Source organism: Pseudonocardia sp. Cha107L01 (assembly GCF_052566575.1).
In genome coordinates this window covers 7,010,787-7,026,159 of sequence record NZ_CP199579.1, presented here as the reverse complement: position 1 = coordinate 7,026,159, position 15,373 = coordinate 7,010,787, and the positions used below count along the sequence as shown (strand labels likewise).

Here is a 15,373-nt window from a genome sequence, read left to right as displayed (position 1 = left end):
CGGCCCGCCGCTTCACAGCTCGCCGCCGCTGGCTAGCGCTGCTGCCAGTCGGGCTGGGCGGACTGGCATGGACAAGCTTCTCCCGCGTTTTGCGCAGAAGGTCAACGGCCGCTACGTCCTCGACTACGACGATGTGGTGGCGCGCATGAAGGATTACCTGGACCAGAAAGACCGCGAGCGAGAAGTTCGAGCGTTTGCCCTTGACGTCCTTCGGTCCCGCGGCTTCGGCGAGGACGCCGCGCGCAAATGGCTGCAGCGGCATCGCCCTGAGGAGGCTGCACGCTCAGCCACATGACAGTGCGTCAGCACGCTGGCGATGTGGATGTTGCTCAACCGGCGAACGAGGTGAAGCTGGGCATACCGAGATTTGTGGGGCCGGGCTGACGCTGGAGTGCGGCGTCGATCTGGGCGAGCTTGTCTTTGACGCCGCTGTAGCTGATTTGGAGGCCTTCGACTTCGCCGAGCCAGCCTTCGCATTTCGCCTCGATGATGCGGGCTTCGAGGTTCTCGCGGATCTCTTCGAGCCTGGTGCGTTGTGCGGGGTCTGGTCGCAGGAGCGAGCATCTCACGCAAGCATGTTCATGGACGCAGGGTGATCCGAAAGCTCGTGCGCAGGTCCCGACGGATACCTTTCGTTTCTCGAAGTGGGCGAGGAAGGAGTCCCATTCGTCGTCGGTCGGGGTGCGGTATTCTTCGCTGGGTCTGGTGGCGCGGCGGCGCGCAATGAATGCCCGGTGGGCCTCGATTGTCTCAGCGGGATAGACGGATTTGTAACCCATGGTCGTGTCGATGGTTTTGTGCCCGCAAATGATCTGAGCGATGTGCGGGGGCAGCCCGTTCATGATGGCGTCGGTGACGAAGATTCTTCGGAAATCGTGAGCTTGGAACGTCAACGTGTTGCCGTTGGCGTCGGTGAGCGCGGTGGCGGCGAGAGCGTTGATCAGCAGCTTGCGGATGGCCGAGGGGGTGAACCCTCGGCGCTCGTTGCCGATGCCCCGCTGGAACAGCAGCGGCATCGGGGGGTTCCAGATCTTCTCCCGGATGTCGTAGGAAACCACCAAGGGGACAGACCCGTCGGGTGTGCGCAACCGCTGAACGATGGCGCTGAGGACGTCAGCCAGCTCCGCGCTAACCAACATTCTCTGAACTTGATCTTCACCGCTGCGAAGGCTGGGTAACCGCGGTCAAATGGTGGGGCTGATTGCCGGGATGCGCAGTTCGATAGTGGTGTGGGAGCGACGATCGATCTGGGCGAGCTTGTCCTCGGCGCCGGCGAGGCTGACCTTGAGTCCCTCGACCTCGCCCAGCCACCCCTCACGCTCAGCCTCGGTAATGCGGACGATGAGATTGTCTCGGATCTCGGTGATGCGTGGGCGTTGAGCGGGGTCGGGCCAGTGCATGCTGCACCGTAGGCAACTGTGCTCGTGAACGCACGGGGTTCCAAAAGCGCGACCGCAGGTGCCTGTGGCGACTTTTCTCAGCTCGAAGTGGCCGAGGAACTCTTCCCATTCCTTGTCAGTGGGGACGCGATATTCCTCGCCCGGACGCAGGGCCCGGCGGCGGCAAGGAAGGCCAGGTGGGCTTGGATGGCCTCGTCTGGATAGACGGCCTTGTAGCCCATGGTGACGTTGATATCGCGGTGGCCGGCAATGATCTGGGCGATATGCGGTGGTAGGCCGCTCATGACGGCATCAGTGATAAAGATTCTCCGGAAGTCGTGGGGCGAGTAATGCAGGGGTTGCCCATCAGTGGGGTCTTTCAGGCCGGTGTGGGCAAGAGCGGAGTTAAGCATGGTCCGCAGTGAGCTGTCGCTGATCGCCCGAATTTCGCTGGGGAACCGTCGCTGGAACAAGACCGGCGACGGTGGCCGCCACACGCATTCATAGCGGTCGTAGACGGGAACAAGTGGCACGGCACCGTCAGGTTCGCGGATCCGGCAAATGACCGTCGATAGCACGTCCGCCAACTCCGGGGAGACGACCAGGAGCCTCTCCTCATCTGTCTTCGAGGGGACGATCTGCAGCAGCGGCACGATTTCGCCGGTGGTGGGTAAGCGGTACTGGATCAGGCTGTGATGGCTGATCTCCAGCAGTTCTTCGAGCCGGCAGCCAGTGAGACGAAGGATTTCGACGGCGGCCCAAGCCCAGAACGCGTGGTCGTCCTCGTGGCCGAGGTCGCGGCGCTTGCCAGTTGCTGGGTCGTCGGCCCAGACCTTCTCGGCGGTCTTGGTGATCGAGCGGGTCAACGTCTGGCCCGCAGCGGTGAATGCCTGGCCGGGCAGGGACTGGCAGGCGGCCTGCAGAAGCGTGGTGGCGTTCTTGCGGCGCTCGTCGACGGTGCGCACCAGCACCGGCAGGACCGGGAGCCGTTCTCGGGTTCGCGCGTCCATGCGCGCTTTGCGGTGACGCTGGAACTTGCGTTGGCTGATCTCTTCCTGGCCGACCGGGCAGGGCGCGGCCCATTGCGCCCACTGGGCGGGGTCCTCGATCGCCCACTGGGACAGATCGAGGTAGAGGGCTCGCACTGGGGTGAGGCATTGGCGATAGCCGATCCGCTCCACCATGACGACGGCCTTCTCCCCGGTGGCCGTGGTGATCACGTGTGGTTTGGTCCGCTGGCGCAGCTTCCACGCCTCGGCGACTTCTTTGGTCAAGCGCAGGCTGTCGATCCCGGGGTGGTGCTGCTCAAGATCGGCCCAAAACCGTTGCGCCAGGTAGTAGGCGAGTTGCTTCAGGCTGGTGTAGTCCAGCGCGGGCTGGCGTTCCCGCAGGTAGTCCACGAGCAGATCGCGGACTCTGCGGCATTGCAACTTGTAGCGGTCGACGAGTTCCTCGGGTGTCAGCTGACCGGCGGTGCGGAACGCCCGCAGCCGTTCAGGCGCCCCTTCACCGAAAATCCCCATCTCTCGCAGCATCCGGTAGAAGACCTTGTGATCCCGGGTCGGGCAGGTGAAGGTCTCGGCCTCGCGGTCCATCAGTTGCAGCGCGTCGCCGACGGTGATATCGGCCAGGATGCCGCCCTTGGCGGCGATGATCTCAGCGCTGCGCCGCAGCGTGAGGCTTGCGGCGAAGTCGGACACATGAGGATCGGCGTCGCACAACGCTCGAAGGCGCGCGAACCCCTGCGGGTCACGATGGCGGGCCAGATTGCGGGCCAGGGAGCCCTTGCCGGCCGCGCCAGCCACCAGGCAGCCCAGCGAGGGACGGACGAGGTCGCCGCAGATCGCGACGACCAGCGCCCCCGACAGCTCGTGCCAGAGCCATCGCGACTCCCGACCACGCGCCCGCTGCCAAGCGATCGGCGCCTGCCGCCAAGCACCGCCGAAAGCGTCAGCGCCGCTGGTCATCCAACGTTGCTGCCAGGTCTTGCCCGGCTGATCGGCCAACCAGTCCAGCAGCCAGGCCAACCCGCGCACGCGCCTCTCCTGGCTGTTGGCATTGTCGAGCACGAACATCCCGCTGGTGAGCCGTTCCCACACTTCACCGCGTTCCTGCCTGGTGGCAGGCCAGTCTGTCACCACCGGACGCGGTGGGAACCGCATGCGCGCCGACTCGCGCTGGGCCTTCGACGGACGAGAGGCAATACCCGGAAACGTGACCACTTCGGTCACGTCGTCCGACTCCCAAACAAGACCTCCAGCGTCTCCGGTGGGTAACCGGGAGCAGGGGCCGGACGCGCTCGCTCCGCGGCCTGCCGGGTCTGCTCGGCATGATGGGCCAGGACGCGGCGGATAACCTCCTCCTTGCGGGGCGTCAAGTAGATCTGTGTCGTGGTCAACAGGGCATGCCCGAGGACGAACTGGACATCGGTGAGCGGCAGCGCCGGATCCTCGGCCATACGATAGGCGGCGGTGTGCCGTAGCGAGTGCAGTGTTGCCGTGCTTCCCGCAGCCTCGCCGGCCCGCTCGAACATGCGGTGTACCGCGTGGTAGGTAAGGGGCCGTACCGGTCTGCGCAGTGTCCACCACAGTGGCTGCCGTCGGCCCTTGGGGATCAGCCCTTCCATCTCGACCTGGTAGAGCCGCAACCATACGAACGCGTCCGTCGAGGCCGGCAACTCCTGCAACTCGCGGGTTCCCTTGCGCACCACCGTAATCAGCTGGCGACCGGGGGCGACACCCGCGAGCGTCGCCGACAACAGTTCCGAAGCGCGGGCGCCGGTAGAGACGTAAAAGGCGACCAGTGCACGGTCGCGATGGGACGGCAGCTTGGCGAAGATCTCGTTGAACTCCTCGTCCGGGACGCTGCGCGGAACTCTGGATGGCACCTTCGGCCGGTATAGCCCGCTCCGCTCGTTGCGAAATGGCTCGATCGGGTTGTGGTGCGCATGTGCCCTGCCACCCTGACGCCTCCGAGCCAGCGGGAACGGGTTGATGATCGGCCCACTGCCCGCGCTGAGGTGGAACTCGTAGAAGCAGCGCAGCACCGTCTCACAGTGCGCTCGCACCGACGGTGCGTACGCCTCCACCGTGGACCGAGGTGTGACTGTCTTGCTCCGGTCGCGCCAGTGCGACCGGGGTGGCTTGCCAGCCACCAGCATCCAGCGGCAGAAGTCCCGAGCTTCCACCCGTGTCGCCCAGCTCCACCGGATGTCAACAGCCCACAAGAATCTGAACCACCGCAACAGATCCAGCCCGTAGGAACGCAACGTCGCCGTCGACCGGCCCGCCGCCTGCAGGTCCCGGAAATACTCGGTGACCGCTTCCACCACGGCCCCGTCAGGGTCGACGAGCCGGTATGGATCGCATGCGTCGCCGGTCCGGGCGAGGTGACCCACTTGGGGCACGATCATGGCCACCAAGTCCCGTGCCGGCTCTTCCATCTGATCCATGGGCGGAATAACTACCAGACTCGCGAAACAGCCTCTGAGCTGGGGTTATATCGATGGTTAGTTCAGTCAATGGGTAGCAACCGTTCGGTGTCGGTCTTGGACGGGGCGATCTGCAGCAGCGGCACCAGCTCACCGGTGGTGGGCAGCCCGTATTCGGTGATGCTGTGGTGGGACAGTTCGAGCAGCTCTTCGCAGCGGATGCCGGTCAAACGCAGCACCTCGATGGTGGCGAACGCCCAGAACGCTTCTTCCTCGTCATAGGACAGGTTGCGTCGTTTGCCGGTGGCGAGGTCCTCGGCCCAGACAAGGCGCCCGATGGCCGTGGGGGCGACGGCTCGCCGCGCATCTTCCGGAACACTTCACGTAGCCGTTTCCGGATCCGCTTGATGGCCGCCTTGCTGGGCTTGATGAGCAGCTTGCCGTTGGGGTAGCGGCGGATGTTGAACTCGAGGAAGTCGAACCCGCGATCTGCATGCACGATCGACGTCTTGTCCTCGTTGAGGGCAAGTCCCCGGGCAGCCAACCACTCGGCGAGCTCTGCCTTGACCTGTTCGGCCTGCTCCTGGCTAGGGCAGGCAACGATGAAGTCGTCGGCTTATGTCGACTGCCGGATTATGCCGATCGGGTTGCTGAAGGTGCAGGTGGACGGCCTGGCCGTCTTGGTTTGGTCGGCATAACCAGTGTCATGATCTGAGGGGTTTTCTCGTCTGGATGGGTGTCGGACTCCAGACGGGGAGAAGATCATGGATCACGTTTGTGGTGTTGTGCATGGGCCGTTGGCGCCGTACGAGGTGGCGTTGCGCGCGGAGCTCACGCGGGCGGGCTATGCAGAGTCGTCGGTGAGAGATGTCGTGCGGACGATGGCCCGGCTGAGCGGTTGGTTGGAGCGGACCGACCGGACGGCGGCGGAGTTGACCCCGCCTGTGGTGCGGGAGTTTCTGGTGTTGCGGCGGGAGCGCTGCGCCTCCGAGTCGGTGGCCCGTCGGGGGTTGGGGCCGCTGCTGCGGTTCCTGCGCGGTGTCGGCACCGTCCCTGATGACAACGAGGTCGACAGCGTTGGCCTGGTGGCGATCGTGCTGGTTCGGTATCGCGCGTGGTTGGTGGGTGAGCGGTGCCTGGCCGCTGAGACGGTGCGCTGCTATTGCTGCCAGGCGAAGAAGTTCTTGGGCTGGCTGCCCGATCCACTTGCCGAGTCGCTGTCGCGGTTGGACACCGGGATGGTCACCGCGTTCGTCATGGACCAGGCCACGGTAGCCGGCAGCGTGTGGTCGGCGAAGGCGTTGGTGACCGCGTTGCGGTCGTTGCTGCGATTCCTGCACGTGGACGGTGTGATCCCGGGTCCGCTGGTCGGCGCGGTCCCGGCGGTCGCCGGCTGGCGACTGGCTGGGTTGCCGCGTGGTGTGGACCGCGAGCGGGTAGCGGCGGTGCTGGCCGGCCCGGACGCCTGCACCGCGGCCGGGTTGCGGGACCGGGCGGTGTTGACCGTGTTGGCTCGGCTCGGGCTGCGCGGCGCGGAAGCCGCCGGGCTTGCGCTGGCGGATGTGAACTGGCGTGCCGGTGAGATCACCGTGCGAGGCAAAGGATCTCGAGTAGAGCGGGTCCCGCTGCCGGTCGAGGTCGGCGAGGCCTTGGCCGCCTATCTGACCGCCGGTCGGCCGTCGTGTTCGTGCCCCGCGCTGTTCGTCACCGCCCGCGCGCCCTATCACGCGCTGTCAGGCACAGCGGTTCGAGCGATCATGGGTCGGGCCTGCAAGAACGCGAATCTGCCCCGTTTCGGCGCGCATCGCCTGCGCCACTCCCTGGCCACGGACGTCCTGCGGGCCGGCGCTGGGTTGATCGAGGTCGGGCAGTTGCTGCGACACCGCAGCCAGCTATCCACGACGGTCTACGCCAAGGTCGACCACACCGCTCTGCGAGCGCTGGCACGCCCCTGGCCCCTTCCCGCGCCAGAAGGTGGTCAGTCATGACCTTGCTGCGAGATCGCGCCGAGCAGTACCTGGCCATGCGCCGTGCCCTGGGCTTCAAGCTGACCACCTGGCGCGCGAGGCTGATGAGCTTCATCGCCTATCTCGAATCGCTCGAGCACACCGTCCTCACCACCGACGACGCCGTCACCTGGGCGACCTCCACGCCCCGGGACAGCCGCGACCCGGTGAACTGGGCGCGGCGCCTGGACGTGGTGCGGATCTTCGCCCGGCATCTGAAAACCCTGGACCCGGCGACCGAGATCCCACCCGAGGACGTGGTGTCGCGTCGCTACCGGCGGATCACCCCCTACCTCTACTCACCGAGCGAGATCGTCGCGCTGCTTCTCGCGGCGGGCCGCTTGTCCCCGCCGCTGCGCGCGGCGACCTGGCAGACCGCCCTGGGTCTGCTGGCAGTGACCGGCATGCGGGTGAGCGAGGTATGCCGGCTCGACCGCGGCGATGTCGATCTGCGCCACGGTGTGCTCACGGTGCGGGACTCCAAGTTCGGCAAGTCGCGCGACGTCCCGATCGACCCCTCCACCACAGCCGTGCTGGCCGGCTACGCGCTCGTCCGAGACCAGCTCAGACCCAGACTGACGGGCCCGGCGTTCTTCGTCTCCACCCGCGGCACCCGCCTGGATGCCGCCAACATGTCCCACACCTTCGGTCAGCTGCTCACCGCCGCCCGGATCGCCCCGGCCCCGGGTCGTCGCCGGCAACGGATCCACGATCTGAGGCACTCATTTTCGGTGGCTACCTTGCTTGTCAGGTGCCACGAGTGGACCGTTCCCGATCTTGTAGACAGCCGGTCGTAGACTGCCGCTGATCGCAGCGGAGGTACTCGCGTGGCGACACGCCGACACTTCACCCAGGAGTACAAGGACCAGGCCGTTAGCCTCGTGCTCAATTCCGGCCGCACTATCGCTGAGGTAGCGAAAAGTATCGGCGTCCACGAGATGACGTTGGGTAAATGGGTGAAGTCAGCAAGAGAGTCCGGTCGCACTCCTGACAAGGACTTGTCCGAGTCTGAACGTGCCGAACTGATACGGCTACGTAAAGAGATCGCCATTGTGAAGATGGAGCGGGACTTCGCAAAAAAAGTTGCCACCTGGTTCGCGAAGGAACAGCCGTGAAATACGCGGCGATCGCGGACTGGGCAACCGATGAGCAGTTTTCGGTTACGTTCATGTGCGACCAGCTCGGAGTGATCCGGCAGGGCTACTACCGATGGCTGACCTCAGGGCCGTGCCAGCGCGAACGCACCGACGCCGAGCTCACCGAGACCATCCGCGAGATCCACCAAGACCTGCACGGCCACCCCGGGGTGCGCCGGGTCTGGGCTGAGCTGGTCGTGCGCGGCGTGCGGACCGCTCCCAAGCGGGTCTGGCGCCTGATGCGTGCCGCCGGCCTGCAAGGACGCCACCCCCGAGCCTGGAAGAAGACCACCGTCGCAGGTCTACGCCCTATCGACGCCCCAGACCTGATCGGCCAGGACTTCACTGCCGACGCACCCGACACCCGCTGGTGTGGCGACATTACCTACGTCCAGACAGTCGACGGCTGGGTCTACACCGCGACTGTGATCGACCTGCACTCCCGCAAAGTGGTGGGCTACGCCGTCGCCGATCACCTGCGCACCAGCCTCATCGTCGAGGCCCTCGCCGCGGCACTGGTCACCCGTAAACCCCTGGCCGGGGTCATATTCCACAGCGACCGAGGCTGTCAATATACGTCCCGAGAATTCGCTAACTTCTGCACCGAGAACGGCGTACAGCGCTCAATGGGTCGGCGCGCTACTTGTTTCGACAACGCGGTCGCCGAATCATTCTTCGCAACCTACAAGAAAGAACTCATCCACACCCGGCCATGGAGCGGTGCGACCGAAGTACAACAACAGACATTCCTCTGGATCGAAAGCTACTACAACCGCCGCAGGCGACACTCCACACTCGCCTACTTGACACCCATCGAATACGAGCTAGGGTTCAGAAAACTTACCGAACTGGCAGCCTAAACCAGTGTCAATGAAATCGGGAACAGTCCAGAGTAAGGGACCAGCGTTTTGTCACCAGCTAGGGACCACTTCGGCGGTCGTGGGCCGTGTGCTGATCGTCGTGTAGGGACGTCGTTGACGTCAACGTTTCTCGGTCATCTGTCCTCCTGCGCGGCGTCGAGGGGTTGGCCGATGCGTGGTCGTTGGCGCTGGCGGTAGCTTTCGCCCTCGACGATGAGTTCGAAGGCGGCGGACTGCAGCCGGTCGATCGCGGACTGGGCCAGCAGCGGGTCGGCCATCATGGTCAGCATCTCTGGGGGTTCCCGGTTCGAGGTGATGATCGTGGAGGCCTCGCGGTGGCGTTCCACGATCAGCTCATAAAAATCACTGGTCTGCTCGGTGCCCAGCGGGTGCAATGCCAGATCGTCGAGTATCAATAGTTCAACCCGGTGCAGTTTCCGCATTTCCTCTTCGTGGGTGTGATCGAGACGGGCGGCGCGTAGCCGTTTGAACAGTTTGTCGGCACGTTCGATGTGCACGGTGTATTTGCGGCGGACCGCGGCATGCCCGAGGGCGTTGGCCAGGAATGTTTTCCCCACTCCCACGGGTCCCATGATGAGCACATTGTTCGTTTGGGTGAGGAATCGCAGCGAGCACAACTCTGCCCACAGTGTCCGGTCGAACGCGACGGCCGTGGAGTCGTCCCAGGCCTCCAGGACCATGGTCGGGTCCAGGTGCGCGGAGCGGGCGCGCAGCAGGGTGGCTTGTTGGTCGCGGCGGGTGACCTCATCAGCGAACAGCATCTCCAGGAACTCGTGATGCGGCAGGTGTTGGGTGCGGGCCAACGCGAGGCGTTCGGGCAGGGTGTCGAGCAGCCGCCCGAGTTTGAGCCGGCGCATCAGGTCCTTGAGATCGCCGGATACCTCGACTCGCTGCACGGACCCGCGCGGGACGGGGCTGGGACGGGCGTTGGTGGTCACGACGGGCGCCGCATCTGCCCGGTGGCACCGGTGGCGAACTCGCCGGCGTCGCGGACGAACCGTCGCGCGGCGGGCACCACCTTCGAGGCGGCGGTATCAACGGCGGCCGGGATGGGGATGGCCAGCTGGCCGGTGGCGGTGCCGCGGGTGGTGTCGGCTTCCAGCCCCCGGGTGAGCATCCGGTCGATCAGCCCGACGTTGACCGCCTCGACCTCCAAGGCCCGCTTGCAGGCCTGTTCGACCCGGTCAGCGCCGTGGCGGCGGACCAGTCCGAGGAGCCGATAGACCTGGCGCATCTTGGTCCAGGGCAGCGGATGATCCAGCAGCGCGGCCGCGTAGGCACCGATGTGCTCGCCATAGCCAGTCGCGCGGCGAGCCAGCGCGTCGAGGTCGCGCATCGCGTAGGTGGACACCTCGCTGGGCAGATCCGCCGGGTCGGTGCGCCGCCGCCCCGGTTCCTGCCGGAGATGAACTTTGATCAGCTGGCCGCGGCGGAACAGCTTGACCGTGTGCCCATCAGCACGAGCGGTCAGCCGCTGCCCGATCAGCTCCCCGGGCACCGAATACAGCGCTCTGGCCACCTCGACATGCCGATCAGGTGCGACCTTGGGTTTGGTGTAGACCGGGATCGCGAACCTCTGCGCGGGGGCCGCCAGCAGCAGGGGTGCTTCCTCGGCGTCGAACACCTCAGCTGGGCGTGCGCAGGTGGTGCCATGGATACGCGTTCCGGCGACCTGGGCGCACCACAACACGGCGCGGGCCCGGCAGTCGTTCAGATCGGTGAAGTCCTCCCCGGCGAAGAAGCTGGACCGCACATATTGCACACATTTTTCGACCCTGGGTTTGTCCCGAGGATGGCGGACCCGCGCCGGGTCGACCACGAAGCCCCGAGCTTGGACGTATTCGCGGAAACTATCATTGAGCCGGGGTTCGATATTATCGGCCTGCTCGACGATCGCTTTCATATTATCGGGAATGACGACTTTGAAAACGCCACCGAAGAACGCCCAGGCGGCCTCGAACCCGGCGATCACTTCTTCGAGTGTTTGGCGGTGAGTCGGGTAAAGGAACATGTGCCGCGAATACACCGCGGTGAAGATCAGCCCATGGGCGACCCGCCGTGCCCCACGAACTGGGTCCGGGATCAGCCCGAGTCGACCGAAATCGACCTGTAGCTCCTCACCAGGGTTGCCGTCGACAACCGGGACCGTGGGCTGGCGCCGGCCGAAGGCCAACTCGCTGACCGCGTAGCGGTGCAGCGTGCGATAGGGCACCACCGCCCCGCGCCGGCCCAGCAGCACATGGACTTTGGCCAAGGTCAGCCCCTGTTTCAGCCAGGCCGCGATCTGCTCCCGATGGGCATCCAGGGACTCCCGGGCCGCCCCAACACCGCGTGGGCGGTCCGGTCGCACCGCGCCCAGGACCGTCCCGAGCAGCTCATCGGTCAGCTGCTCAGGGCCGCACTCCTGGGCCAGCCCGGCCGCCTCAGCGGCAGCGACGTACCGGCGGACCGTCTTGCGGTCCACCCCCGCCAACGTGCTCACAGCGCGCAGCGAACGGCCTTCCAACCACAGCCGAAGGATCTCTCTAACCTCGATCACGGACACCTCCCGATAGGACATGCGGACGACCACAACGGCCGCACGACCGGAAGGCGGGGAGCCACGCCGGGTGGTCCCACTACTGGCAAACAGGTGGTCCCATCACCGGCAAGCCCCTGGTCCCATCCTCGTGGCAAAACTAGATCCCAGGTGGTCCCTTACTCGTGGCAGACGACAACCTTGCTGGACTGGTATCGCGCCGGCGTCGACGTCCAGGCCCGGATGCCGCTGCTGGCCACTTACCTCGGCCACGTCGACCCGAAGTCGTCGTATTGGTACCTCAGCGGATCACCCGAACTACTCGAGTTGGCCGCAGCCCGGCTCGAGCACGCCTTCACCACCAGCGAGACCCCGCGATGACCGCGCGATCGGAATCGGGCGACCTGCCGGCACTGCTGCAGAGCTTCTTCACCGACAAGCTGATGCGCCAACGCCAAGCTAGCCCGAACACCATCGCCGCCTACCGCGACGCGTTCACACTCCTGCTCGGCTTCGCCAGCACCCGCGCCCGACGCCAGCCCGCCCAGTTGGGCCTGGCCGACCTGGACGCCCCTGCGGTCGGCGCGTTTCTGCAGCACCTGCGGAGTGAGCGAGGTAATACCGCCGCCACCCGCAACGCGCGGCTTGCCGCAATCCACTCATTCTTCCGCCATGCCCTACCGCGCGCACCGGAGCACGCCGCGCTCATCCAACGCGTGCTAGCCATCCCGCCCGCACGCTACGACCGGGCGATCGTGGACTACCTGACCCACGCCGAGACCGCCGCGCTGATCGCCGCCCCGGACCTGTCCACCTGGCTCGGGCGGCGCGACCACACTCTGCTGCTGGTCGCCATCCACACCGGACTGCGCGTCAGCGAGCTGGCCAACCTGCGCGTCAGCGACACCCACCTCGCCACCGGCGCACACCTGCGCTGCCATGGCAAAGGCCGCAAAGATCGCTGCACCCCGCTGACCCGCCCCACCGCCAAAGCCCTCCGGACCTGGCTCAACGAGCGAGCCGGCGAACCTGGCGATCCGGTGTTTCCTACCCGCCGGGGCACCCCACTATCGCGCGACGCGATCGCCCGCCTCGTCACCAAACACGCCCACACCGCCGCAGCCGCCTGCTCGTCCCTGACGAGCAAGAACGTCACACCACACACCCTGCGCCACTCCACCGCAATGGCACTACTGCGCTCCGGGGTGGACATCTCCGTCATCGCGCTCTGGCTCGGTCACGAAGGAACGGACACCGCCCAGATCTATCTCCACGCCGACATGGCAATCAAAGAACGCGCCCTGGCCCGCACCGACCCCACCGGCGGAAGGCTCCACCGCTACACCGCCCCAGACAGCCTGCTGACCTTCCTCCAAACGCTCTAACCCACCCCGGATTATGCCGACCCCACCGACCTGAAACCAAAGCTCACCAACACACTCAACAACGCCGGTCGGCATAATCCGGCAGTCGACATAAGCGGACTTATGCTGAATTCGGCATAAATCGGCGTAACGCACCAGCACCGGGGACCTCGCCCGCGCCCACCCGGTATGGGTGGGGCTGGTTTGATATCGAACCCTGGCGGCCCGTTCTAGCCCGTGCAGCGCGACGTTCAATAGGACGGGGCTGATCACTCCGCCTTATGAACAGTGCCGGGTTATGCGTAGCGCTGGCCTGCCGGCCCTGGTGACAGCGACGCTGGGGGTCGAGCACTGCGCATAATGCGCCGAGGCTTCTGATCGGGCGGTTCGGCATGGTGCCGAACCCAGATGATCAGGAGGTCGGCGTGATGACGACTGTGTCTGCGCTGGTGTCAGGTCTGGACGCGGAGTTGCGGCGTCTGGGCTACAAGGACGCGACGATGGTGTGGTACCGGGGCTGCTGGCGCCGCATGCAGAACTTCTTCGCCGCCCGTGGCGTGGAGGAGTTCTCCCTGGACGTGGCGATGGCGTGGGTCGACGAAGCCTGCGGCTTCTTCGGCAAGGAACAGGCGGGCTCGCTGAAGCCGAATGACATCTATCTGTTCAGGGTCGCCCAGATGCTGGGCGAGTACGCGGCGCACGGTGCGGTGCTGCGTCGCTATAACCGGTCGGTGAGCAAGCTGTCCGGGGACGGCGCCGAGACCGTCGCCCGGTTCCAGGCGTGGCTGCGCGCGGCGGATCGCGCCGTGTCGACCGTTCGGACGTACGGAACAGTGGCCGGTGAGTTTGTCGCGTTCACCGGCACGCGCGGCGGGCTGGCCCGGTGCGACGCCGCCACGATCGAGGCGTTCGTCGTCACGCTGGCCGGATACCAGGTCAAGACGGTCGAGCAGAAACTGGGTGCGCTGCGGTCGTTTCTGCGGTTCGCGTCCGCCGACGGCCTGGTCGACGCCGCCTGCTTGGTTGTGGTTCCGGCGGTGCCCTCGATCAAGCAGGCCAGGATCCCGTCGGTGTGGGATCCCGGCGAGGTGGCCAGGATCGTGGAGGCGATCGACCGGGACAACCCGTGCGGGAAGCGCGACTACGCGATCATCCTGCTGATCACCAGGCTCGGGCTGCGCGGCGTCGATGTCAGGCGGCTGGAGTTCGCCGACTTCGACTGGCCGGGCAACCGCCTGTTCGTGACGCAGGCCAAGACCGGTCACCGGGTGCAGCTGCCGCTGCTGAAAGAGGTTGGCTGGGCGGTGATCGACTACATCCGCCATGGCCGGCCGGCCTGCGACTGCCCGCAGGTGTTCGTGCGGCACCTGGCCCCTATTGGGCCGTTCTCCGACCAGGACCATCTGCATCAGATCCTGGTCAAGCACGCCCGGGTAGCTCACGTCCCGGTGAGTGAGAAACGCCGTCATGGCATGCACTCGCTCCGGCATACGCTGGCGACCCGGCTGATGGAAGGCGGCACGCCGGTCGAACAGATCGCGGACATCCTCGGTCACCAGTCAGTTCAGTCGACCGGCGTTTACCTGAAGTCGTCGCTGGGGCTGCTCTCCAAGTGCGCGCTGGACCCGGACGCGCCAGGGCGTGAGGTGACGCGATGAGCCCCGGCATCAGCCGGGGCGATCACGGCCCTGGTCACGGAGAAGCGCGCCGTGGGCTATAAGTACGACGCCGAGGAGCGGGTGCTGGCCCGCTTCGCCGCGTTCTCCGACAGCCAGTTCCCCGGGCTGGACGCGCCCGCCCGGGCCTCGGTCGAGGCGTGGATCACCTCGGCCCGCGAGCGGGGAGTCAAACCGGCGACCCTGCAGGGCCTGGCCGCGCCGGTGCGGGAGCTGGCCCGCTGGCTCGGCCGCCGGGGCGTGCCGGCCTATGTTCTTCCCTCCGGGGCGCTGCCCAGGCCCGCCCGCTATGTCCCGCACATCTACACCGACCTGGAGTTGGCGGCCCTGTTCACCCAGACAGACCGCTGTCGCTACGACTCGCAGGTACCGTTCCGGCACCTGGTCATGCCGGTGCTTTTCCGCACGATCTACGCGTGCGGCCTGCGCGCCTCCGAGGCCCGGCTGCTGCGCTTCGGCGACGTTGACCCCGATGCCGGCGTCCTGGCAATCCGCGACGGCAAGGGCGGCAAAGACCGGCAGGTGCCGGTCAGCGCACCGCTGCGCGAAAGGCTGGCTGACTACCACGGTCGCGTCGCCGGGCGCACCGGCGGGGACTGGTTCTTCGCCGGCACGTCCGGGCGGCCGCTGACGCTCGCCAACATTGACAAGAACTTCCGCCGGTTCCTGTGGCAGGCCCGCATTCCGCACGGCGGCCGCGGTCACGGCCCCCGCGTCCATGATCTCCGGCACACCATGGCAGTGAACAATGTGCGGTCATGGTTCACCCGCGACGAGGACGTCGGCGCGCTGCTGCCGGTCCTGCAGGCCTACATGGGTCATTCCTCGATCGCCGACACCGACTACTACCTGAGGCTGACCGCCGAGTCTTACCCGCAGGTCACTACCCAGATCCACCGCGCATTCGGTGACGTCGTCCCGCGGCTCGCGGCAGGGCCGTGCTATGGCGACTGACTTCGCGGTCTTCCTGCACCGCTTCCTCA

The 15,373-nt window shown here is 66.2% G+C and carries 17 protein-coding genes; 9 read left to right on the top strand and 8 right to left on the bottom strand.

The window, feature by feature from the left end; all coding sequences use genetic code 11:
* Positions 1 to 67: 67 nt before the first annotated feature.
* A complete protein-coding gene (locus ACTXG6_RS33105) occupies positions 68 to 295 on the top strand; it encodes a hypothetical protein (protein WP_445183332.1) in 228 nt (75 codons plus the stop codon).
* 34 nt (positions 296 to 329) lie between these two features.
* Here the strand turns inward: ACTXG6_RS33105 and ACTXG6_RS33100 are convergent, their stop codons facing one another.
* The 6 genes from ACTXG6_RS33100 to ACTXG6_RS33075 form a co-directional block, all read right to left on the bottom strand.
* Entirely contained in the window at positions 330 to 1,139 is an 810-nt protein-coding gene (locus tag ACTXG6_RS33100) for a hypothetical protein (protein ID WP_445183331.1), read from the bottom strand.
* A 45-nt stretch (positions 1,140 to 1,184) separates the two neighbouring features.
* Positions 1,185 to 1,400, bottom strand: coding sequence for a hypothetical protein (locus tag ACTXG6_RS33095; RefSeq protein ID WP_445183330.1), 216 nt, complete (start codon positions 1,398 to 1,400; stop codon positions 1,185 to 1,187).
* Positions 1,401 to 1,477: 77 nt separating this feature from the next.
* On the bottom strand, positions 1,478 to 3,610 hold the full coding sequence (locus ACTXG6_RS33090; RefSeq protein WP_445183329.1) for a tyrosine-type recombinase/integrase: 2,133 nt from the start codon (positions 3,608 to 3,610) through the stop codon (positions 1,478 to 1,480).
* On the bottom strand, positions 3,607 to 4,830 hold the full coding sequence (locus ACTXG6_RS33085; RefSeq protein WP_445183328.1) for a tyrosine-type recombinase/integrase: 1,224 nt from the start codon (positions 4,828 to 4,830) through the stop codon (positions 3,607 to 3,609). Before ACTXG6_RS33085 ends, ACTXG6_RS33090 begins: the two co-directional genes overlap by 4 nt.
* Positions 4,831 to 4,892: 62 nt before the next feature.
* A complete protein-coding gene (locus ACTXG6_RS33080; RefSeq protein ID WP_445183327.1) occupies positions 4,893 to 5,039 on the bottom strand; it encodes a hypothetical protein in 147 nt (48 codons plus the stop codon).
* On the bottom strand, positions 5,036 to 5,413 hold the full coding sequence (locus tag ACTXG6_RS33075) for a hypothetical protein (protein WP_445190156.1): 378 nt from the start codon (positions 5,411 to 5,413) through the stop codon (positions 5,036 to 5,038). Before ACTXG6_RS33075 ends, ACTXG6_RS33080 begins: the two co-directional genes overlap by 4 nt.
* 256 nt (positions 5,414 to 5,669) lie before the next feature.
* Here ACTXG6_RS33075 and ACTXG6_RS33070 point away from each other — a divergent pair, with 256 nt between their 5' ends.
* Genes ACTXG6_RS33070 through ACTXG6_RS33055 form a run of 4 tightly spaced genes read left to right on the top strand, consistent with a single transcriptional unit; the run spans position 5,670 to position 8,811 of the window.
* The gene (locus tag ACTXG6_RS33070) at positions 5,670 to 6,797 is read left to right on the top strand and encodes a tyrosine-type recombinase/integrase (protein ID WP_445183326.1); all 1,128 of its coding nucleotides are present in this window, start codon (positions 5,670 to 5,672) and stop codon (positions 6,795 to 6,797) included.
* Positions 6,794 to 7,612: a tyrosine-type recombinase/integrase gene (locus ACTXG6_RS33065; RefSeq protein ID WP_445183325.1), complete on the top strand. Its 819-nt coding sequence runs from the start codon at positions 6,794 to 6,796 to the stop codon at positions 7,610 to 7,612. Before ACTXG6_RS33070 ends, ACTXG6_RS33065 begins: the two co-directional genes overlap by 4 nt.
* A gap of 30 nt (positions 7,613 to 7,642) precedes the next feature.
* Complete coding sequence (locus ACTXG6_RS33060; RefSeq protein WP_445183284.1) at positions 7,643 to 7,930, top strand: transposase; 288 nt, start codon at positions 7,643 to 7,645, stop codon at positions 7,928 to 7,930.
* Positions 7,927 to 8,811, top strand: coding sequence for an IS3 family transposase (locus ACTXG6_RS33055; protein WP_445183283.1), 885 nt, complete (start codon positions 7,927 to 7,929; stop codon positions 8,809 to 8,811). Before ACTXG6_RS33060 ends, ACTXG6_RS33055 begins: the two co-directional genes overlap by 4 nt.
* A gap of 134 nt (positions 8,812 to 8,945) precedes the next feature.
* Here ACTXG6_RS33055 and ACTXG6_RS33050 read toward each other — a convergent pair whose 3' ends face one another.
* Together ACTXG6_RS33050 and istA are read right to left on the bottom strand one after the other, a co-directional pair.
* On the bottom strand, positions 8,946 to 9,770 hold the full coding sequence (locus ACTXG6_RS33050; RefSeq protein WP_445183324.1) for an ATP-binding protein: 825 nt from the start codon (positions 9,768 to 9,770) through the stop codon (positions 8,946 to 8,948).
* A complete protein-coding gene (istA, locus tag ACTXG6_RS33045; RefSeq protein ID WP_445183323.1) occupies positions 9,767 to 11,392 on the bottom strand; it encodes an IS21 family transposase in 1,626 nt (541 codons plus the stop codon). Before istA ends, ACTXG6_RS33050 begins: the two co-directional genes overlap by 4 nt.
* A gap of 129 nt (positions 11,393 to 11,521) precedes the next feature.
* On the opposite strand from istA, the gene ACTXG6_RS33040 reads away from it, so the two are divergent.
* The 4 genes from ACTXG6_RS33040 (at position 11,522) to ACTXG6_RS33025 (ending at position 15,344) form a co-directional block, all read left to right on the top strand.
* Complete coding sequence (locus tag ACTXG6_RS33040; RefSeq protein ID WP_445183322.1) at positions 11,522 to 11,731, top strand: hypothetical protein; 210 nt, start codon at positions 11,522 to 11,524, stop codon at positions 11,729 to 11,731.
* Positions 11,728 to 12,735 carry a tyrosine-type recombinase/integrase gene (locus ACTXG6_RS33035; protein ID WP_445183321.1) on the top strand — a complete coding sequence of 336 codons (1,008 nt, stop codon included), beginning with the start codon at positions 11,728 to 11,730 and terminating at the stop codon, positions 12,733 to 12,735. Before ACTXG6_RS33040 ends, ACTXG6_RS33035 begins: the two co-directional genes overlap by 4 nt.
* 407 nt (positions 12,736 to 13,142) lie before the next feature.
* Positions 13,143 to 14,372 carry a site-specific integrase gene (locus ACTXG6_RS33030; protein WP_445183320.1) on the top strand — a complete coding sequence of 410 codons (1,230 nt, stop codon included), beginning with the start codon at positions 13,143 to 13,145 and terminating at the stop codon, positions 14,370 to 14,372.
* A 51-nt stretch (positions 14,373 to 14,423) separates the two neighbouring features.
* Positions 14,424 to 15,344, top strand: a complete 921-nt coding sequence (locus ACTXG6_RS33025) for a tyrosine-type recombinase/integrase (protein WP_445183319.1) — start codon at positions 14,424 to 14,426, stop codon at positions 15,342 to 15,344.
* Positions 15,345 to 15,373 lie beyond the last annotated feature (29 nt).